At 71.7% G+C, this 20,898-nt stretch carries 16 protein-coding genes; 6 read left to right on the top strand and 10 right to left on the bottom strand.

Annotation, left to right across the window (positions count from 1 at the left end):
* From NBZ83_RS16450 to NBZ83_RS16435, 4 genes are all read right to left on the bottom strand, one after another.
* On the bottom strand, positions 1–1,210 hold a 1,210-nt coding region (locus NBZ83_RS16450; RefSeq protein WP_261575333.1), incomplete at its 3' end, for an ABC transporter ATP-binding protein.
* Positions 1,211–1,444: 234 nt separating this feature from the next.
* On the bottom strand, positions 1,445–2,410 hold the full coding sequence (locus NBZ83_RS16445) for a MurR/RpiR family transcriptional regulator (protein WP_261575332.1): 966 nt from the start codon (positions 2,408–2,410) through the stop codon (positions 1,445–1,447).
* A gap of 18 nt (positions 2,411–2,428) precedes the next feature.
* Positions 2,429–3,685 (bottom strand): homoserine O-acetyltransferase MetX, encoded by a 1,257-nt coding sequence (gene metX / locus NBZ83_RS16440; protein WP_308203799.1) that lies wholly within the window; start codon positions 3,683–3,685, stop codon positions 2,429–2,431.
* Entirely contained in the window at positions 3,669–4,961 is a 1,293-nt protein-coding gene (locus tag NBZ83_RS16435; RefSeq protein ID WP_261568913.1) for a bifunctional o-acetylhomoserine/o-acetylserine sulfhydrylase, read from the bottom strand. The genes metX and NBZ83_RS16435 overlap by 17 nt, the downstream gene beginning before the upstream one ends.
* 933 nt (positions 4,962–5,894) lie before the next feature.
* Between NBZ83_RS16435 and NBZ83_RS16430 the strand changes: the two genes are divergently transcribed.
* Together NBZ83_RS16430 and NBZ83_RS16425 are read left to right on the top strand one after the other, a co-directional pair.
* Positions 5,895–7,823 (top strand): DUF7800 domain-containing protein, encoded by a 1,929-nt coding sequence (locus NBZ83_RS16430; protein ID WP_261575331.1) that lies wholly within the window; start codon positions 5,895–5,897, stop codon positions 7,821–7,823.
* A gap of 262 nt (positions 7,824–8,085) precedes the next feature.
* Positions 8,086–9,327, top strand: a complete 1,242-nt coding sequence (locus tag NBZ83_RS16425; protein ID WP_261575330.1) for a hypothetical protein — start codon at positions 8,086–8,088, stop codon at positions 9,325–9,327.
* Between the two features lie 107 nt (positions 9,328–9,434).
* Here NBZ83_RS16425 and NBZ83_RS16420 read toward each other — a convergent pair whose 3' ends face one another.
* From NBZ83_RS16420 to NBZ83_RS16400, 5 genes are all read right to left on the bottom strand, one after another.
* Complete coding sequence (locus tag NBZ83_RS16420; protein ID WP_261575329.1) at positions 9,435–10,841, bottom strand: amidohydrolase family protein; 1,407 nt, start codon at positions 10,839–10,841, stop codon at positions 9,435–9,437.
* Positions 10,838–12,025 (bottom strand): hypothetical protein, encoded by a 1,188-nt coding sequence (locus NBZ83_RS16415; protein ID WP_261568909.1) that lies wholly within the window; start codon positions 12,023–12,025, stop codon positions 10,838–10,840. Before NBZ83_RS16415 ends, NBZ83_RS16420 begins: the two co-directional genes overlap by 4 nt.
* Positions 12,026–12,143: 118 nt before the next feature.
* A complete protein-coding gene (locus NBZ83_RS16410) occupies positions 12,144–12,953 on the bottom strand; it encodes an ABC transporter permease (RefSeq protein ID WP_261575328.1) in 810 nt (269 codons plus the stop codon).
* Positions 12,950–13,789, bottom strand: coding sequence for an ABC transporter ATP-binding protein (locus NBZ83_RS16405; protein WP_261575327.1), 840 nt, complete (start codon positions 13,787–13,789; stop codon positions 12,950–12,952). The genes NBZ83_RS16410 and NBZ83_RS16405 overlap by 4 nt, the downstream gene beginning before the upstream one ends.
* Positions 13,790–13,800: 11 nt before the next feature.
* Positions 13,801–15,141: an ABC transporter substrate-binding protein gene (locus tag NBZ83_RS16400; RefSeq protein WP_261568906.1), complete on the bottom strand. Its 1,341-nt coding sequence runs from the start codon at positions 15,139–15,141 to the stop codon at positions 13,801–13,803.
* A gap of 358 nt (positions 15,142–15,499) precedes the next feature.
* Between NBZ83_RS16400 and NBZ83_RS16395 the strand changes: the two genes are divergently transcribed.
* The 4 genes from NBZ83_RS16395 (at position 15,500) to NBZ83_RS16380 (ending at position 20,374) form a co-directional block, all read left to right on the top strand.
* Positions 15,500–18,466 (top strand): sensor histidine kinase, encoded by a 2,967-nt coding sequence (locus tag NBZ83_RS16395; RefSeq protein ID WP_261575326.1) that lies wholly within the window; start codon positions 15,500–15,502, stop codon positions 18,464–18,466.
* Between the two features lie 76 nt (positions 18,467–18,542).
* Complete coding sequence (locus NBZ83_RS16390) at positions 18,543–18,959, top strand: roadblock/LC7 domain-containing protein (RefSeq protein ID WP_261555546.1); 417 nt, start codon at positions 18,543–18,545, stop codon at positions 18,957–18,959.
* 51 nt (positions 18,960–19,010) lie between these two features.
* A complete protein-coding gene (locus tag NBZ83_RS16385; protein ID WP_261568904.1) occupies positions 19,011–19,370 on the top strand; it encodes a DUF742 domain-containing protein in 360 nt (119 codons plus the stop codon).
* A 188-nt stretch (positions 19,371–19,558) separates the two neighbouring features.
* Complete coding sequence (locus NBZ83_RS16380; RefSeq protein WP_261575325.1) at positions 19,559–20,374, top strand: mycofactocin-coupled SDR family oxidoreductase; 816 nt, start codon at positions 19,559–19,561, stop codon at positions 20,372–20,374.
* A gap of 54 nt (positions 20,375–20,428) precedes the next feature.
* Here NBZ83_RS16380 and NBZ83_RS16375 read toward each other — a convergent pair.
* A partial coding sequence (locus NBZ83_RS16375; RefSeq protein ID WP_261575324.1) for a fibronectin type III domain-containing protein occupies positions 20,429–20,898 on the bottom strand: 470 nt, incomplete at its 5' end.

Genomic DNA, 20,898 nt, shown 5'->3' with positions numbered 1-20,898 from the left:
GGGGCGAGGGGGCGGAGATCGTCGTCGTCGCCGGCCGGGCGGTCGGCTGCTGCCAGGTGAGGCGGCGCCCGCTGGCCCGGTCGAACAGGTGGACGCGGGCCGGGTCGACGCAGAGCCGGGTCCGCTCACCGACCGTGAGTCCGAGCGGCCGCGGTCCGCGCAGGGCCACCGACTGCCCGCGCACGTCGCACCAGGCGACCTCCTCGCTGCCGAGGTTCTCGATCGCGGTGACGACACCCTCGATCTCCACTCCCGGGTGGTGCCCGGCGGTGTCGGCGGTGTCGGCGGCGGCGGTAGCGGTAGCTGCATCGGCGTCGGCGTCGGCGTCGGCGTCGGCGTCGGTGGTGGCGGGGACCCGGTGCAGGCTCTCCGGCCGGATGCCGAGGGTCACGTCCCGCGGCGGGGCCGAGCCGGGCCACAGCGGAATGCGCAGGCCCGGGGCCTGCACCGTCAGCAGTGGGCCGGCTGCCTCGACGTGGGCCGCCAGCAGGTTCATCGGCGGCGCGCCGAGGAAGCTCGCGACGAACACGGATGCCGGCGCGTCGTAGACCTGCGTCGGGGTGCCGATCTGCTCCACCCGGCCGCCGTTGAGCAGCGCGACGCGGGTGGCCATCGACATCGCCTCGACCTGGTCGTGGGTGACGTAGACGAAGGTGCGGCCCAGCCGGCGGTGCAGTGCGGTGAGCTCGGTGCGGGTCGCGGTGCGCAGCTTGGCGTCGAGGTTGGACAGCGGCTCGTCCATAAGGAACGCCTGGGGGTCGCGGACCAGCGCGCGGCCGAGGGCGACCCGCTGGCGCTGCCCGCCGGACAGCTCGCGGGGCCGGCGGTCGAGCAGATGGTCGAGTTCGAGTTGCCCGGCGACCTCGCGGACCCGGCTGCGGATCTCGGCTCGGGGCAGGCGGGCGGCCCGCAGCGGAAACCCGATGTTGCGTTCGACGGACAGGTGCGGGTAGAGCGCGTAGCTCTGGAACACCATCGCGAGATCACGCTGGCGGGCCGGCAGGTGGGTGATGTCGCGTTCGCCGAGCATGATGCGGCCTTCGCTCGGTTCCAGCAGTCCCGCGATCATCCGCAGCAGCGTCGTCTTCCCGCACCCGCTCGGGCCGAGCAGCACGAGGAAGTCGCCGTCGGCCACCTCGAGGGAGATGTCGTCGACGGCGCGGACATCACCGAAGGTCCTCGTGAGGCCCTCGATCCGGATCTCTGCCACCAGCACTCCAGGTACGTCTGTTCCGGGAGCAGGGCTGCTCCCGGATTTCTGTTACCTGGGCAGCGTCGAACACGTAAATGAACGGTCTTCGACGGACGGGAAACGGATGGCGGTCACGTAACGCAACGGTTCTCTGTGGCTCCGGCGGCAAGGATCCACATCGGACCTGGTCAAGGTCTCACGGCGCCGCCGCTAATTGTTACTGAATGTGAGATGAGGGGTGGAGTTGCGTTCTCATTGACGCCGAGTCCGGTCGCCGGACTCGGCCCGCGCCGTCTCCGCCGACCCCGCCGTCTCCGCCGACCCCGCCGCCTCGGCCCGCACCGAGTGGCCGAGGACGTCCGGGACCAGGGACGACGCCCGCTGCGGGTCTTTCTCCCGACGCAGCCCGACGGCGAGCTGCAGCGCGTTGAGCAGTAGCAGTGAGGCCAGCCGGCTGGCGATCGTGTCCGTGCCGACCGGCCAGTCGGGCGTCCCGACGACGAGGGTGATGTCGGCGATCTCGGCCAGCGGCCCCGACATGTAGCTGGTGATCCCGATGATCGCGGCCCCGGCGGTGCGCGCGGCCTCGGCGGCGCGCAGCGTCGGCTCGTTCGCGCCGGAAGAGGTGATGACCAGGCAGACGTCGGTGGGGGCCAGCAGCCGGGCCGCGATCTCCTGGATGATCGAGTCGCTGGGCGCCTCCGCCGGGCGGCCGATGATGAGGAAACGCAGCGCCGCGTCCTGGGCGACGGGCGCCGACCCGCCGTTGCCGATGATGAGCAGCCGGCCGGCGGAGTCCAGCAGGTCGACCGCCGGGGTCAGGCAGGCGCGGTCCAGCGGCCCCAGCGCATCGGCGAGCACCTTCGCCGCCGCTTCGAACACGGTGTCGACCAGCCGTTCGACCGGATCCTCCGCGCCGGCGCGGCCGACCTCGCCGCGCAGCGCCGCCGCCCCCGACTCCCGGGCCAGCTCCACCCGGAAATGCTGGAACCCACGGAAGCCCAGCGACTGGCAGGCCCGCACCACCGTGGCCGCCGACGTCCCCGCCGCCTCCGCCAACTGGGCGGCGGACCACTCCACCACCTCCCCCGGGCGGGCCAGACACACCTCGGCCACCCGCTGCTCGCTCGGCACGAGGCTCGGCAACGTCGCGCGGATGGCCGCGAACAGCCCGCCCGGTCGGACGGCACCGACCGGCCCGGTGAAGGGATTGACCATGATGAAGGTCTTACACGGTCAAGATGACTCCTCGGGTGACCCACTCGGGGAGCCGCCGCTGGAGAACGCCCCGAGCGTCTCCCGGACGAGCGCGGCGACCTGGTCGGTCTCGGTGAGGAAACCGTCGTGGCCGCTGCGGGAGCGGATGACGCGCAGCGGCGCGTCGGCGAGTGCCGCGATGTCCTCCTGCAGGCGCAGCGGGTAAAGCCGGTCGGAGTCGACGCCCGCCACCGTGAACGGCACCGAGCAGGCGCGCAGCGCCGCGGCGAAACCGCCACGGCCCCGCCCGACGTCCTGCGTCATCATCGCCCGGGTCAGGGTGACGTAGCTGCCGGCGTCGAACCGGCGAGCCAGCTTGCCGGCGTGATGATCAAGGTAGGAGGCCACCTCGAACTGCCCGTCCTCGCGGGTCCGGGCGGCGAAACGGTCCTGCAGCTCCTCCTCGCTGCGATAGCTGATCTGGGCCATCCGCCGGGCCAGGCCCATCCCCGCGGCCGGGCCCGGCGTCGCCGGCAGGTGGTAGTCGCCGCCGTGCCAGCCCGGGTCGTCGGTGATTGCGCGCACCTGCACCGCGTACAACCCGATCTGCTCCGCCGTCGCGGTGGCGCCGCAGGCCAGGACCACGACCCGCCCGACCCGGTCGGGATGACCGACGGCCCACTCCAGCGCCCGCATCCCGCCCATCGACCCGCCGACCACCGCCGCCCAGCGCCGCACGCCGACGGCGTCGGCGACCGCCACCTCGGCGGCGACCTGATCGGCGATGGTGATCTCGGGCCAGCGACCGCCCCAGTGCCGGCCGTCCGGCGCGGTCGTGGCGGGACCGGTCGTGCCCTGGCAGCCACCCAGAACGTTGGGGCACACGACGAACAGCCGGTCGGTGTCGAGCGCCCGGCCCGGCCCGATCAGCCCATCCCACCAGCCCGCACTCGGGTGGCCGGGTTCGGCGGGACCGGCGGCGTGGCTGTCCCCGGTGAGCGCGTGCAGCACCAGTACCGCGTTGCCGGCCGCGGCGTCCAGGCGCCCCCAGGTCTCGTACGCCACCCGCACCCGCGGCAGCACCCCGCCGCGTTCCAGGCGCAGCGGCCCGGGCAGCTCGGCGAACCGTCGCCGCCCGACCGGATCGACGCCCGCCCGCCACGCCCCGGACCCGGCCGGGCCGGCCGCGGGCACCGGGACGGGGACGAGGCCGGGGCCGGGGGATGGCCTCAGCGGCGCCGGTCCGGTCGGCGAGGCAGCCGGACCGGCGCCCCCCGGCTCAGCTCTTGGCGGCACGGAACCCGGCGTCGAGGTCGGCGAGGATGTCGTCGATCCCCTCGATGCCGACCGAGAGCCGGATCAGATCCGGGGTGACCCCGGCCGCGGCCTGCTCGGTCTCGGTGAGCTGGGAGTGCGTCGTCGTCGCCGGGTGGATGATCAGCGAACGCGCGTCGCCGACGTTGGCCAGGTGGCTGAACAGCTCCACCCCCTCGACGAACTTCCGTCCGGCCGCGGCCCCGCCGGCGATACCGAACGACAGGATCGCCCCGGCGCCGCGGGGCAGCACCTGCTGCGCCCGGGAGTACCACTTCGACGACGGCAGCCCCGGATACGTCACCCAGCTCACCTCGTCGCGCGCCTCGAGCCACTCGGCCACCCGCTGGGCGTTCGAGGTGTGCCGCTCGACCCGCAGCGACAGCGTCTCCAGCCCCTGCAGCAGCAGGAACGAGTTGAACGGGGAGATCGAGGCGCCGATGTCGCGCAGCAGCTGCACCCGGGCCTTGGCGATGTAGGAGCCGTGGCCGAGTGCCTCCCAGTAGACCAGCCCGTGGTAGCTCGGGTCGGGCGTGGTGAAGTTCGCGAACCGCCCGGAGGCGCCGAAGTCGAACCGGCCGCCGTCGACGATGACGCCGCCGATGGCCGTGCCGTGGCCGCCGATGAACTTCGTCGCCGAGTGCACGACGATGTCCGCGCCGTGCTCCAGCGGGCGGTACAGGTACGGGGTGGCCAGCGTGTTGTCGACGATGAGCGGGACGCCGGCGGCGTGGGCGACCTCGGACACCCCGGCGGTGTCGAGGACGTCGCCGCGCGGGTTGCCGATCGTCTCGCCGTAGAACGCCTTGGTGTTCGGGCGGACGGCGTCGCGCCACTGCGCCAGGTCGTCGGGGTCCGCGACGAAGGTGACCTCGATGCCGAGCTTCGGCAGCGTGTAGTGGAACAGGTTGTACGTCCCGCCGTACAGGCTCGACGACGACACCAGGTGGTCGCCGGACTCGGCGAGGTTGAGGATCGCCAGCGTCTCGGCGGCCTGCCCGGACGCGGTCGCCAGCGCCCCGACACCGCCCTCCAGGGTGGAGATGCGCTGCTCGAACACGTCCTGTGTCGGGTTCATGATCCGCGTGTAGATGTTGCCGGGCTCGCCGAGTGCGAACAGGGCGGCCGCGTGGTCGGTGTCGCGGAAGACGTAGCTCGTCGTCTGGTAGATCGGCACCGCCCGGGCGCCGGTCGCCGGGTCGGGCTGCGCGCCCGCGTGGATCTGCTGCGTCTCGAACGACCAGTTCTCGGCGCTCATACGGTGACTCTCCCCGTGTCGGTGTGGCATTTTGCTGCTGCGATGGTTCCCGGGCGCCGGCGGCATGATGCCGGCGCCGCCGTTCACCCGCAAGGACGTGACGCGGCTGTGCCGGCCCGGATGTCGCCGTGCCGGCCGTGCCGGGCCGGTGTGACGGTGCGGCCGTGCGGGCCGGAGCCGCGCATGCCAGTCGAACAGCGGGTGTGTCGGTCGGATGTCGGCATGACGGCCACGGCGCGGGCGGGCGGTGAGCTCTGGCCCGGGCCACTGGGCGCGAGCCGCCGGTCGTCGGCGAGGGGGATGCCGGAGGGCCGGGAGGGCCGGTCAGCGACCGGCGGGCACGGCGCGAGTGGCGACGCGAGGCCGGAGAACGGCCGGGACGCCGGTGTCCGGGCATCCCCGCGAACATCGGTTGGCGCGGTGGCGCTGCCCCGGATGTCCGGCCTGTGTACTCACGGTTCCGACGCTAGCAGCGCCTCACGCCGTTGTCTGCGCCCGCCCCGCCCGCCGGTCAAACCGCTGAAACATTACCGTTCGCCGTCCGACAGCCCGCAGATGGAGACGGGCTGCGCCGCTCCCATGCCGCACCGCGCGCAGGGGCTACCGTCGTCCGCCTGCCTGATCCTGGCCAGATCGCGGCCAGATCATGCCGAGGCGTAGGTACGGTTTCAGGCCGAAAAACCATGCCTACGCCTCGGCTCGTCTCTGCGTACATCTCGTCACGTAAAGACACACGGCATTGTGCCGGCTGCTGGGATCGAGGAACGGGCACGAACCAGGCTCCGAACCCAACGCGATACGCGCCCTGGTCAGTGCCTGCGATCCCTCGAGGGGTATGACTGCGGCGCGTTGCCGCACGGGTACCGGGATCGCCCCGACGGCAAGGGCGCGGGCAGGCGGCGCCCGGCAACCGAGACGGGCGACAGTAGAGATATGACTCGTCTCGTCCTCGGCCCCATCCAGCGCCACCCGGACGTCTCCCGCGTCACCGTCTGGGTGGAAACCGACCTCGCCTGTGAGGTAGTGATCGCTGTCCCATCGCGGACCGTCGATGGCGGCGCGACCGTCGATGGGAGTGGGAGTGCGCTCGGTTCCGTCGGGCGGATCGCAGGGCGGGCGCGGACCTTCGAGGTGGCCGGTCATCACTACGCCGTCGTCGTCGCCGGCGGCCTCGTCCCCGGGGAGCCGGTCGCCTACGAGGTGTGGCTGATGGGGACCGCGGAGCCGGCGCCGACGTCGCCCGTGCGGGTCTGGCCTGCGCCCGGCGCGCCGCCGAGTCTGCTGCGGCCCGTCGGCGAGGACCAGCCGGTGCGGATGGTCTTCGGCTCGTGCCGGGTGACCGCGCCCCAGGAGCGCCCCTACACGCTGAACGCCGACGACGACAGGCAGGGGCTCGGCACGGACGCGTTGCACGCGCTCGCGCTGGATCTGCCCGGCCGCGACCCGTCGACCTGGCCCGGCGCCCTGCTCCTGCTCGGCGATCAGGTCTACGCCGACCACGTCTCCCCGCGGACCGCCGAGCGGATCCGGGCGCGTCGCGACGTCACCGCGAGCCCCGGCGAGGAGATCGCCGACTTCGAGGAGTACACCTGGCTCTACCAGGAGGCCTGGTCGCAGCCGGAGATCCGCTGGCTGCTGTCGACGGTCCCCACAGCCATGATTTTCGATGACCACGACGTGCGCGACGACTGGAACATCTCCGCGGCCTGGCGCGTCCAGATCCGCACCGAGCCCTGGTGGGACGCGCGGATCACCGGCGGGATCATGGCCTACTGGCTGTACCAGCACCTGGGCAACCTGAGCCCGCAGGAGCGTGACCGGGATCCGGTTCACCGCGCCGTCGTCGCCGCCGGCACGCCGGGCGCCTCCTCCTCCTCCTCCTCTGACGGCCCTGACGGCACTGACGGCCCCGGACCGTCGGCGGAGGACCTGCTGCGCGCCTTCGCCCGCCGGGTCGACGCCGGCGCCGACCGTGCGGGCGCGGACCCGGACGTGCGGTCGGGCGCCAGCGCCAGCGAGCACGGGGGAGCCGACCTGGACGGACCGGCGGGTGCCGACGGCGTCGCGGACGAGCGGGCGGTGCGGTGGAGCTTTCGGTGGGATCTGGGGCGGACCCGGCTGGTCGTCATCGACTCGCGGGCGGCGCGGGTCGTCGCGGCGGACGGTACCCGGGCGATGGTCGACGCCGCCGAATGGGCGTGGGTGCGGGACCAGACCGACCACACCGGCGAGGTGGACCACCTGCTGCTCGGCACGTCGGTCCCGTACCTGCTCAGCCCGCTGATCCACAACGTCGAGGCGGCCAACGAGCAGGTCGCGGCGGGCCGCTGGGGCCGACGCGCCGCCGCCGCGGCCGAACGGCTCCGGCAGGCCCTGGACCTGGAGCACTGGGCGGCGTTCGGGGCGTCCTTCGACGCGATGACCGACCTGCTGCGCGCCGTCAGCGCCGGGGAACGCGGTCCCGCCCCGGCCAGCGTCGTGGTGCTGTCCGGGGATGTGCACCATGCCTACCTCGCCCGCGCGGACCTGTCGAGGGTCGGCCCGGGCAACCCGGGAGTGCCGGTGTGGCAGGCCGTGTGCTCGCCGTTTCGCAACCCGCTCGGCCCCTGGGTCCGGCGGGTCGACGCGCTGTCCCGTCGGGCTCCGGCCGCCGCGGTCTCGGGGGCGCTCGCGCGCCTCGCCGGCGTGCCACGCCGGGCGATCCGCTGGCGGGTCACCGACGGGCCCTGGTTCGACAGTCAGCTCGCCATGCTGGAGCTCGCCGGCCGCACCGCCCGCCTGACCCTGTCGAAGACCGAACCGGACGGCACTCCCGGCGGCCTGACCCCCGTCCTCGTCACCGACCTCACCCCCCGGCCCTGATCCGTTGACTTCGGGACTGCGACGGAGTTCGTGTCCAGGCCGGACGTGTCCGGTGAGGGCAGGGTTCCGTCGGCACAAAGCCCGCTACACGGATCGATGATGATGGGCACGGAATGCTACCGGCGGCCTTTGCTGGTAGCAGTCCGGAGTGGTTGTTCCGGGATGGTGATCCGCGATTCCGAACCGGGCATCGCGACTGTTCGCTCGTGGTCTAATAGTCCGACAAAGGATGCCAAGGGCGGCGGAGGAAGACGTGTTCGGTATGGAGATCGAGACCCGGATCCCCATCAGGATGGACTTGGGCGATGAGCGCTGGCCGACGATCGCCCAGCACAAGGACGGCATCTACAAGCTTGACATCGACCGTCACAGTGGCCCGGAAAACAAGGCAGACGAGAGCCTGCCAACCTCTATTCTGGAATTCGTGACGGCGCATTTTGACGACCACGCCGGCACCAGGGACGAGGCGAGCGCCGCATTCAGGGCGCGCTACGCGATCGTGCGCACGGCCATCGAGACGTTCGCCCAGGCCGGGCCCTCGACCTCCTTCGTCCAGCTCTGTGACCAGCTCGATCTGGTCGTCGACAAGTCCTGGCGGAACGCGGCCGCCGACGCGGTGGTCAACCCCTTCGTGCGCCCGCTCGATCAGATGCTCCGCAGCGCGATCCATTACACGTTGGGCATCGCCCTGGAGGTGTTCCCCCGGCTCGTCAACGAGGTACTGGTGCTGCACACGACGAACGAGACCTCCCGGGAACGCTCGTTGCAGGCCGTGCAGGTGGGCGCCGAAGCCACCACGAGGCTGACCGGCCCGACCCAGCGGCCGGACGTCGACGCGGCGAAGCTGTCCGGCTACATCGCCCTGCTGTACATGCAGGTGGCGGCCCGCTACGACGGTGGCCGGCAGGGCGAGGAGCGGCTGATGAAGAACCTTACCCAGGCCCTGAGTCGGGTGCCGTGGTGGGTGATCCGGGAGGATCTCACGCCGGCCGAGTGGGCCTGGCTGCAGGCCAACCATGCGATGATCATCGACGGGATGCAGAAGGCGTACAACCCCGCCAATCTGAAGCCCAGGAATCTGCCCAAGGATGCGGCGCCCCGCAGTTGGGGAAACAAGCATCCGAAGGACGCCCTGCTGATGCCACCGCATGTCAAGCTGCTGTTGGACAGCGCTTTGCGCGCGCCCAACCCGAAGGACGATCCCAAGGCCACCTTCGGCGATATGACGGTGGTGGAGAAATCGGAGCCGGTGGGACCGCCAGCGCAGGCGGGGCAGCCGAGAATGAAGGGTTACGCGATGGAACTCCGGCAGCGACCGGGGGGCCGTGGCGACCTCGAGGAGTTGGAGCGGCTTTCCCTCGAGCTGATGTGGGTCGACCGGAACCTGCACGGCACCGACGTTGTGGCCGTGGTGCCGGCGACGGCGGCCACGAAGGATGATCTGGCCGCGAAGGCCCCGGACCGCAGGCCGACGAGGACACAGCGCAGCACCAGCATGACATGAACCCCCCGCCCCGCACCGCACCGCGGGGCAGCCCCGCGGGGCGGGGCAGTGCCGCTGCCGGGGCGGGTGGCCGGGGCGGCCGGTCAGTCCCGCCCGGCGAGGGGCGGCTAGGTGATGGCGAGCTCGGAGGCGAGGCCGGCGCGGGTGGCGAGTTCGACGGCGAGTTCGCGGGCCCAGGGCAGGACCGCCCCGATGTCGGCGGTGAGGATCCGCGCGTCGGCGACGATCCGTTCGCCGTCGACCCAGACCCCGGCGATGTCGCGGGTCCCCGCGCAGTAGACGACGGCCTGGTAGGGGTCGTGCACGAACGCCATCGACGGGCTCGCCTCGGCGAACAGCACCAGGTCGGCGGCCTTGCCCACGTCCAGGCTGCCGACGGTGTCGTCGAGGCCGAGCGCGCGGGCGCCGCCGAGGGTGGCCATCCGCAGCACCGTCGGCGCGGTCAGGACGTCGGCCTGCTGGTGGTGCACCTTCTGCAGCAGCGCCGCGGCCTTGACGGTCTCCAGCATGTTCTGGCTGTCGTTGCTGGCGGCGCCGTCGACGCCGAGGCCGACGGGCACCGAGTCCCGCAGCAGCCGCGGCACCTGGCACACGCCGCTGGCCAGGATCATGTTCGACACCGGGCAGTGCGCCACGGCGACCGCGTGCCGACGCAGCATCGCCACGTCGTCGTCGGAGAGCCAGACGCAGTGCGCGGCGACCGTCTGCGCGTCGAGCAGGCCGGCCCGGGCGGCGACCTCGATGGAGCTCACCCCGCGGGTCGTGCGCGACGCGGTCACCTCCTCCCGGACCTCGTGCAGGTGGACGTGCAGCCGGTCGGTCTCGTCCAGCAGCGACCGTGTCGCCGCGAGCAGCGCGTCGCTGCTGGACGGGATGGTGGCCAGACCCACCCGGAACCGGGTGCGCCGGGAGCCCGCCGCGGCCTGCGCCAGGGCGTGATGCTCCGCGACGATCAGGTCGATGGAACGGTCGTGTGGGACATCCGCCGGGCCGAACGAGACGTCTGCGCGCACCCCGACGACGTCGAGTGCGTCGACGATCCCCGGGGTGATCGGAGGGGTGCCCGGCGCCGAGCAGAACATGTCCCCGACCGTCGTCACCCCCGACAGGACCATCTCGCTCGCCTTCAGCAGCGTGCCCACGTAGGCCATGTCCCGGGTCAGGTGCGCCTCGATCGGCTCGACCACGTGGACGAACCACTCCCACAGCGTGTGGGTCTCCCCGATGCCGGTGACCAGGCCCTCCGAGAAGTGACCGTGGCAGCTCACGAAACCGGGGGTGATGATCCCGCCGCCGTCGCCGAGGACCGGCAGGTCCGCGAACCGCGCCGCGATCGCGGCGTACCCGTCCACCGCGGCGATGCGCCCGTCGACCACCGCGACCGCGCCGTCGCGCACGTGCCCGGCCGCGCCCATGGTCAGCACGTGCCGGGCCCGCAGCACGAAGCTGGCCGGTGCGACGGTGCTGGCTGAGGCGACGGTGCTGGCCGAGGTGACGGCGGCGGGATCGGTCACGTCAGCCCAATGCTCGTGTCGATGTACTGGTTGGTGAACAGGTCGGCGGGGGTGAGGCCGCTGCGCACCGGCTTCTTCTGGCCCGCGTAGATCGGGGTCAGGATCTGGATCATCCGGTTGACCCGGCTCTGCTCCATGTCACCGATCGTCGCATTCGATCCGTTGGAGACCAGCGCCCGGTTCTTCATCGTCTGCACGGCGTAGGCGGCGAGCCCCGGCGAGTAGCTCCACACCGACGCGGCGTCCGCCTTGACCGCCTTGATGATGAGTGCGTTCGCCGTCTGCGGGTGCGCCATGAAGTCCGCCTGCGAGCGCTGCATGATCGGCACCAGCTTCTTCAGGCACCCGGCGAGCTTCGCCTCGTCGCCGGTGCGGACCGACAGGGCCTGCCCGTACACCGGGTAGCCGGTGTCGTTGACGAGCTGAAGGTTGACGTCGTAGCTGTGCCCGTCACCGAGCTCGTTCTTGTAGATGTAGGGCTCCGAGGTGGCGAAGCCGGCCTCGGCGACCTTGCCGTCCTCGGCGACCCAGCGCGACGGGGAGCCTTCGTAGCTGCCGTCGACCTGGCCCCGGCGCAGGATGCCGGCGCCGAGCAGGTACTGCATGTAGGCGTCGGTCTCGTAGTAGAGGACCTTGGTGTCGGTCTGCCCGATGTCGACCAGCGTCGTGAAGTTCGGGTGCTTGCTCTTGTCCCACATGATCATTCCAGGGCTGACCTCGAACGGCGCGAACACCGCCTTGGTCGGCTGGGAGGCCGAGTTCTGGATGGCCTCGTCGGTGGAGACGATCCCCAGATTGATCGACTTGTCGACATACATCTGCGCGCTGACCTGCTCGTACCCGATGGCCGGGCCGCCGAATCGGACCTCGACGTCCACCCCGGTGTCCTTGCCGTCGGAGACGAGGGAGCCGACGATCCGCTTCTTACCGGTGTCGATCTTCGCGTCCGAGCCGATGAGGTTGTACAGGAACCCGTATTCGGATTCGGCGAACCAGTCGGTCTGGACCACGATCCTGGTGGGGCAGGCGCCGGTCAGGTTGATCGCGTTGCCGGCTGCGGCGGCCGGCGCCGCGGGGGCGGCCCCCGGGTCGGACCCGCCACCGGAGTCCCCGCTGCAGGCCGCCAGGGTCAGGGCGAGCGCCGTGCCGAAGGCGGCGGCGGCTCCTCGTCGGAAACGTCCCATGTTGCTCCCTCTCGTGAAGACCCCCCGGGCTCGTGAACCCCCCGCGGGGCCGGGGTGTGACACAGCTCCGCGGGCCGCCGGCGCCGTCGGGATCCGACGGGTGCGGCCGCCCGCGGCGTCAGGGCGTCTCGGCGCCGTACCAGCGACCGGTGACCAGTCGACTCAGCCAGCCGAAGAACGTGAACACGACGACCCCGAGCAGCGAGGCGAGGATGACCGCGCCGAACAGCTGCTGGGAGAGCAGTCGCGCCCGGTAGAGATCGATCAGGACGCCGATGCCCGGCTTGCCCTGCTTGAAGAAGAAGTCGCCGACGACCGCGCCCACGACCGACAGCCCGGCGGAGACCTGGAACCCGGCGAACGTCGCCGGCATCGCCGCCGGCAGCTGCAACGACACCAGCCGGCGCCAGCGGGGAATCCGGTGCAGTCGGAACAGGTCGAGCATGCCCTGGTCGACCGACTTCAGGCCGAACAGCGTGCTACTGATCACCGGGAACAGGGCGATGAGGACGCAGACGATCACCCGACTGAGGAAGCCGTAGTCGAACCAGAAGCCGATCAGCGGCACCATCGCCAGCGTCGGGATGGTCTGCAGGATCACCGCGTACGGGTACACCGACCTCTCGATCCACCGGGCCTGGCTCATCGCGATCGCCACGGCCATGCCCAGCACGATCGACACCCCGAGGCCGATGAGCGCCACCGACGCCGACAGCCACAGCGCCCGCAGCAGCTGCGTGAGGTTGTGGCCGTCGAGGAAGGCGACGCGGACGACCGAGTCGGGGCTCGGCAGCAGGAAGCGGCGGTCCCGGTCGAGGACCACGAGGCTGACGAAGTACCAGACGCCGATGATGATCGCGAACAGCGCGAGCGGCGCGAGGCGGTCACGCCAGGTCGCCCGCGGCCGCCCGGTCCACGGCGCCCTCACGCCGTCTGCCCGTCGCCGTCGCGCAGGCGGCGCGAGACCGCGGCGGTCAGCCGGGTGAAGTCCTCCCGGAAGCGCAGCTCCGCCGGGCGGGGGAAGCCGAACGGGATGGCGAACTCGGCGACCATCCGGCCTGGGCGCGGCGACATCACCAGGACCCGGGTGGACAGGTACACCGCCTCCGCGACCGAGTGGGTGACGAACAGGGCGGCGCCGAAGCGGCGTAGCTCGAACAGCCGTAGCAGCTCGTCGCCCAGCCGTTCCCGGGAGATCTCGTCGAGGGCGCCGAACGGCTCGTCCAGCAGGAACAGGTCGGGGGAGAGCACCAGCGAGCGGGCCAGGGAGACCCGCATCCGCATCCCGCCTGACAGTGAGCGGGGCCGGTGCCGCTCGAACCCGCCGAGCCCCACCAGGTCGATGACCTCGGCGGCCCGCGGCCGGTACTCGGCGCGGGGCGTGCCGGTCAGCTCGGCCAGCGTCTCCACGTTGCGCCGCACGCTGCGCCAGGGCAGCAGGGTCGGATCCTGGAAGACGTGGCTGATCCGGTCGGTCGACGGCGAGACCGTGCCGGCGGTGGCCGTGGTCAGGCCGGAGGCCAGCCGCAGCAGGGTGCTCTTGCCGCAGCCGGACGCGCCGACGATGCTCACGAACTCGCCGTCGCGGACCGTCAGATCGACCGGAGCGAGGGCCTGGGTGCCGTCCGGGTAGCTCTTTTCGACGCCGGTGAACGTCACCAGCGCCGGCGCGAGGTCGCCCGCCGGCCCACCGGCGTCGTTGTCCCGTGGCGGAGCGCCGTTCTTCACCGATTCGTTGCTATATGTCCAAATATGGTGCCGCATGGCCCGCCGGCCTAACCGTTCCGCGCGCCGATGGATGCTGCCGGTGCCCCTGATCCGGTCGGGGCGCGGGTGGTCGACGCTGGACTTCCCGGCGGCGGCCAATTGACCGATGTTGTGGCCAGGTCGCGTGGATAGACGGTAGTGAACGTCCCGTCGGTGTCCTGTTCGACGGCCGTTGCGGAAAGCGTGTTCTGGTGGGTTCCGTCGAAACGCACGCCGTTCCAGGCCATGATGGTCGCGGACCCCGGGAGATCGATCGCGACAAGTGCGGAGCGTATCCGTTCCCGTTCGGAGCTGCCGGCATCCTCGATTGCCCGGGCATAGATTGTCACCGCGGTGAAGGCGCTCGCCGCGTCCGCCGTCATCGGGGTGCCGAAGTCGCGCTGATAGCGGTCGGTGACCGCCGCGGCGAGCGGGTTGGCGCGGGTGCTGGGCAGCGACCACGAGACCTGCCGGCTCACCCGGCCCGCGAAACCGGGGATTGCGGCGAGCTGGGCGGCCTCCGCGGACGCGCCGTAAACGACGACGGCGGGCGGCGTGTACCCGCTGGCCTGGAACGCCTTTCCGAGACCCACCCCCGCGCCGGGAGTCGTCGTCATGAGGACGACGTCGGGTGTGGCGGCGCGGATCGCCGCCACCGCGGCCGAGGGATCGGCGTCGCCCGGCTCGTACGGCGCGTTGGCCACGATCTGGTAACCGGCCTCCTCGCCGTACTCGGCGATGATCGAACTCAGGTCGGTGCCGGTCGCGTCGTTGCCGTACAGCACGGCCACCCGTCGACGCTGTTGACCAGGCTGTTCGGCGTTGCGCAGCAAAGACAGGAAGGCGCCGCCGTAGTCCGCGGCGTCGGGGCCGGCCCGGAAGTACCAGCTCAGCCCGCGCTCGGTGAGTGCCGTCAGGGCGGCGTCGACGCTGACGAACGGGGTCTGCAGCCGCTCGGCCCGCTGGCTGGCGTCCAGGGTGGCGTCGGCGCCGAACGCGCCGACGATGCCGGCCACGCCGTCACTGCCCGCCAGGGTCGCTGCCCCGTCCGCCGCGGTTTGCCGGTCGCCTTTCGTGTCTAACGTCACAATCGACAGTCGGGCGTGACCTGATGGTCCCCAGATTCGACCAGCGGAGTATCCAGAGCGGTCTTCTCCGGTGTTGACGAGCCGGCTGGCGAGTTCCGCTCCCCGTTGGGCATCGCGGCCGGCTTCGGTGTTCCCGCCCGTCAACGGAGCGAGAAGGCCGATCTTGACCTCCCCGGAAACCGCGGGCGGCCCGGGATTGTCACGACCGTTGCAGCCCGCGAGTGCGGCGATGCAGATCAGCGCAACACCCGCCGCGCTCGCCCTTCGAAAACCGTAGATCATCACGCTCCCCGTGCGCCCGGCTGGAGTGAGCGGTGAAAGCTACCGCGACCGGCGCCGACACTAGTGGTTTGGTGTCGGTCAGGCGCAGCGGGGTTGGGTCATCCCCAACATGGTTGGACTCAACCCGGACGATTGCATGGCCGTTCGTCAAGAGACCCCGCTGGCAGTCGCGTCCGGTGCGCAAATAGCCTTTTGGTTCGAAGCTGTGGCGATGCCAACCGCCGCGCGGTCGGGTGCGCATGGCCCCGCCGTGCGGCGACGTTCACCCGGCGCCGCACGGGGTTGCGGGAGCCGGAATCCGGGCGTTCGAGAGGCGGAGAGGTACGGGGCGCGTGATCGAGCCAGGAAGGGGCGGGATGTGACGGGCGAGCCGCCGGAGACCTCCCGCGGGGTCCTCGACCGGGGCCGCGCCGGGTCGCGGCGGGCACGCCGTGGCCGCACGGTCGCGACCGTGTCGGCCGGGGACGACGAGGTGCGGCCACGCCGGTGGGCGAGCCTGCGCGACCTGCCCGTGCGCGGGAAGCTGTTCGCCGCGCTGGCCGTGCCCACCGCGGCCTTCCTGGCTCTCGGGATCCTCTCGGGCGTCACCTGGCTGTCCGACGCCGCCAGCTACGGCCGCGATGTGACCGCGGCGAAGCTCGGCCGGGACGTCACGGCGACGGTGCACGAACTTCAGCTGGAACGTGACCTCTCGGCCGGGTACATCAGCAGCGGACGCGGCGCGGACTCCGGGACCGCGCTCACCGGCCGGCTCGACAGCCAGCAGCGGGCGGTCGACGCAACCATGGCTCGGTTTCGCGCAACGCTGCGCTCCTCCGGCGGCGGCCTCGGCGCGGGCACCGGGCGGGTGGCCGATCGGGTCGAGAGCGACATCGACGGGTTGCCCGCGCTGCGCCGGTCGGTGCAGACCGGTGGCCTGCCCATGGACGCGATCTTCAGTCAGTACTCGACCATGATCACCAATCTGCTCGACCTCGACGGCCGCATCGGGCAGGACCGCGACGACGAGGACCTGCGGTACGCCGCGACCGTGCTGGGCGACGTGTCGGCGTTGAAGGAGATCGACTCCGAGATCCGCGGGCAGCTGTTCGCCACGAGCTTCGCGCAGCGGTTCGCCTTCGGCGCCTCCGACCGGCTGTCCGGACTGCTCGCCCAGGAGCAGGCGGCGCAGGACGCCTTCCGCGCCGCCGCCCGCCCCGACGACCGCGCCCACTTCGACCAGATCGTCAACGGGCAGGCCGTGCTGACGGTCAAGCGCATCTCCGAGCGTGCCGTCCAGCGCCAGCGGCTGACCGATCTCGACATCGATCCCGACCAGTGGCTCGCGGCCAGCACGACCCACATCGAGCTGCTGCGCATCGTCGAATCCGACCTGCTCACAGGCGTCACCCACTCCGCCGAGCACCTGCGCTCCGCCGCCTGGCAGCGCATCGCCCTGATCGGGGCGCTCATCCTCGTGATCACCGTCGGCGCGATCGTGTGGACGCTGGCGATCGCACGGACGATGACCGCGCCGCTGCGCCGGCTGCGCAACGGCGCCCTCGACGTCGCCCAGGTCCGCCTGCCACATCTGATCTCCGAGCTGCACACGGCGAACCCGGAGCAGGTCGACACGACGATCCAGTCGATCGGAATCGACTCCCGCGACGAGATCGGCGAGGTCGCGCGCACCTTCGACGAACTGCAGCGGGAGGCCGTGCGTCTCGCCGCGGAACAGGCCAGCCTGCGTCGCAACGTCAACACCCTGTTCCTCAGCCTCTCCCGGCGCAGCCAGAGCCTCATCGAACGGCAGATCGCCCTCATCGACCGGCTGGAGGCCGCCGAGGAGAACCCGCTGCAGCTGGAGAACCTGTTCAGGCTCGACCATCTGGCCACCCGGATGCGCCGCAACAGCGAGAACCTGCTGGTCCTCGCGGGCACCGGGCCGGGGCGGCGCCGGGCCGGCCCGGTGTCGCTCGGTGATGTTCTGCAGGCCGCCCTCGGTGAGATCGAGCAGTACGAGCGGGTCCAGATCGTCGACGTGCCGGACGCGCGCGTCGCCGCGGACTCCGTCAACCACGTCGTCCACCTGGTGGCCGAACTGCTGGAGAACGCCGCGCAGTTCTCGCCGCCGTACCTGTCCGTCGACCTCGCCGCCACCGCGGACGTCGGCGGGGTGCTCATCACCATCGACGACGGCGGGCTCGGGATGTCCGAGCGCGAGCTCGCCGCGGTCAACCAGCGACTCGCCGACCCACCGACGTTCGACTTCTCCATCGCCCAGCGCCTCGGCCTGTTCGTCGTCGCCCGCCTCGCCGACCGTCACGACATCGAGGTGCGGCTGAGCCGCTCGGATGCCGGTGGGGTGCGGGCGTCCGTGCGGCTCCCGGCGTCGCTGCTCGTGGCGAGTGTCCCCGTCCCGGTCCCGGTCTCCGTCTCCGGCCACGGCCACGGCCACGGCCTGGTGGGGGCACCCGAGCACGCCGAGGTCGAGGTGGCGGCGGCTGACGCTGACGCTGACGCCGACGCCGACGCCGGCGGGTTCGGCGGGTTCGACGGCGGCCCGGGCACCGCGGCACCCGTGTTCGCCCCGTACGTGCCGACCAGCGGATGGTTCCGGCCCCGGGGCATCGGCCTCACCGACGACGACCTCGCGGATCTGGCCGACCTCGTCGATCTTGCTGGCCTCGACGGCGTCGACCAGCCCACCGGTGGTGATCCGGCGGCCCCTGGTGTCTTGCCCCCGGTCGGGGGCGATGCGGACCTGCCGTCGATCGCGCAGGCCGTCGCCGCGCTCGACCGGCGACGCGAACGGGCGGCCACCCGGCACGGGCGTGCCGTCGTCGCGCCGCCCGACCCGAGCGCGACCGGGGACGCAGCGTCGCCCGCGGCCGGGCAGCAGCCGGCGTGGGCCGCCTTCACACCGGCGACCGCCAGGCTGTGGGCGTTCTCCCAGGATGCCGCCGGGGCGCAGTCCCTCGACGAGCCAGCGGGACCGTTCGACTGGTTCGGCCACGATGAGCTTCCCGCGGCATCCCGACTGCCTTCCCGGTCGGCTGCGGCCCCGCGGCCGGCCCCGCAGCCGGCCACGGCCTCCGGGCTGCCGATCCGGACCCCGCAGTCCACGCCGATCTCCGGGCAGATCCCACCCGGGCCACCCATCGGATCGGCCGACGGCGCGGCCAGCCCGAGCCTGTTCCTCGGATCCGCCGGCTCGGCGTCGTCGCTGGACCCGCAGGTTGCGCCCGAGCGGATCCGCGGGCGGCTGAGCAGGCTCTACGAAGGCATTCATCACGCCCGGGGGACCGGAATCGCCGCTGCGGAGGACGACGTCGGGAGCGGCTGAGCCCGATGGGCCCCCGTCCACACGAACCCTGACCCCGACTTTCCGTCCCCCCGAACCCCCAGCCTGGAGGACAGCCGTGACCGACGCGGATCCGGACAACCCCTCACTCGACTGGCTCATCAACAGCTTCGTCGACTTCGTCCCCGGTGTGGCGAACGCGATCCTCGCGTCCTCGGACGGTCACCTGCTCGCGGTGTGCAGCGGGTTCCCCCGCGATCGGGCGGTGCAGCTCGGTTCCATCGCCTCGGGGCTGTTCAGCCTGACCCTGGCGGCCGCGGACTTCGTCGACGGCGGTTCGGTGACCCAGACGGTGGTCGAGATGGCGCAGGGCTCGCTGCTGCTCATGGCCGTCGGCGAAGGATCCTGCCTGGCGGTGCTCGCCACGAGTACCTGCGACATCGGGCTGGTCGGGTACGAGATGACGGTGCTCGTCGCCCGCACCCGGGAGGCGCTGACTCCGGCGCGGCGCGCCGACACGCGCGAGAGCGTGTGACGCCGACCGTCCGCCGGTGACAGCCAGGTCCTCGGGGAAGCGGGTGAACGGATGAACGGGGATGCGGTGGAGCCGTCGGGGGAACTCGTCCGGCCCTACACGGCGACCCGCGGCCGGGCGCGGCCGTCCCGCTTGCTGGCGCTCGAGGCCATGGTGACCGCGACGCCGTTCGGCCTGGCCCGACTGCCCGCGCTGCTGCTGGAACAGAAATCGATCGTCGCGATGTGTGTGCAGCCTCAGTCGGTGATCGAGATCGCCGCGGCGCTGCGCCTGCCGGTGGGTGTCGTGCGGGTCCTCGTCGCCGACGCGGCGGCCGACCGCCTCGTCGACATCTCCCAACTGACCATGCCCACCGGCGTGCCCGAGATGGCGCTGCTCGACCGTGTCCTGACGAACCTGCGCCGGCTCTGACGGACCGTGCCGGACGAATTGTGACCCTTGACACAATCTGCCATCTTCGGCAAAATTCTAGCGACCACGAAAACCGCTGTTTCGTGCCAAGAAGCACGCGAACGCCCCTGTCGGCAGGGCTGCCGGACCATCTGCAGGCGGGGTCCCGGACGCCCCCCCGCGGCCATTCTGCGTAAAGGACTTCGACGATGAGTTCTGACCTGTCCGGCAAGGTTGCCTTCATCACCGGCGTCGCCCGCGGCCAGGGACGAGCCCACGCCCTGCGCCTCGCCCGCGACGGCGCCGCGATCATCGGGGTGGACATCTGCGCCGACATCCCGTCGATGAGCTACCCCAACGCCAGCCGCGCCGACCTCGACGAGACCCAGAAGCTCGTCGAGGCCGAGGGGGGGCAAATCCTCACCCGGGTCGCCGACGTCCGCGACCAGGCGGCCCTGCGGACCGTCTTCGAGGAGGGCCTCATCGAGTTCGGCCGTATCGACATCGTGATCGCCAACGCCGGCATCATCCGCTTCACCGAGGACGACCCGGTCGCCGAATGGCACGACATCATCGACGTGAACCTGACCGGCGTCTGGAATGCCTGCCGCGTCGCGATTCCGGCCCTCGTCGAGGGTGGCCGCGGCGGATCGATCGTCATCACCAGCTCCACCGCCGGCCTCAAGGGCACCGGCACCGACGCCGCCGGCGGCCAGGCCTACGCCGCGGCCAAACGCGGCCTCGTCGGGCTCATGCAGGTCTTCGCCAACGACCTCGCCCCCCACAACATCCGGGTCAACACGATTCACCCCACCGGCGTCTCCACCGGAATGCTCAACAACCAGGCCTTCGTCGACTTCGTCGCGGCCAACACGGCCGGCCTGGCCGCAATGCAGAACGCGCTGCCCGTCGAGATCCTCCAGGCCGACGACATCGCCGAAGTCGTGGCCTGGCTCGTCAGCGACGCCGCCAGATACCTCACCGGCGTACAACTCCCCGTCGACGCGGGATTCGCCGTCCGCTGACGGCACCCGATTCGGAAGGCTGAACGCGCGGACCTCCGGCCGGCAGGTCCGCCCTCAGCCGTGTGGTGTGGCAGCGGCCGTGTTCGAGGAGTCCGACTCGCCGGTGCTGTTGCTTGCGGTGATGCGGAATTCGTAGGCGTGTCCGTCGGTCAGTTGTTCGGCGGTGTAGCAGGTGCTGGTGATCGGGTATGGCATCCGGGCCCAGCCCTGGCCGGCCGTCGTGTCGCGGTAGTAGAGGGTGTAGGCGTCGGCGCTCGACGACGCGGTCCAGCACAGCCGCGCGGTGCCGTTCCCCGGCGTCGCCGTCAGGCCGGTTGGTCGGGAAGGCGGCGGGGACGGCGCCACCGGGGTGGCCCCGGCGACAGGGGACGGCGCGGACTCGCCGGTGCTGTTGCTCGCGGTGATGCGGAATTCGTAGGCGTGTCCGTCGGTCAGTTGTTCGGCGGTGTAGCAGGTGCTGGTGATCGGGTATGGCATCCGGGCCCAGCCCTGGCCGGCCGTCGTGTCGCGGTAGTAGAGGGTGT

It is taken from the genome of Frankia gtarii (assembly GCF_025403375.1).
In the GTDB taxonomy this organism is placed as follows: domain Bacteria; phylum Actinomycetota; class Actinomycetes; order Frankiales; family Frankiaceae; genus Frankia; species Frankia gtarii.
This window is presented reverse-complemented; position numbering and strand designations above follow the sequence as displayed.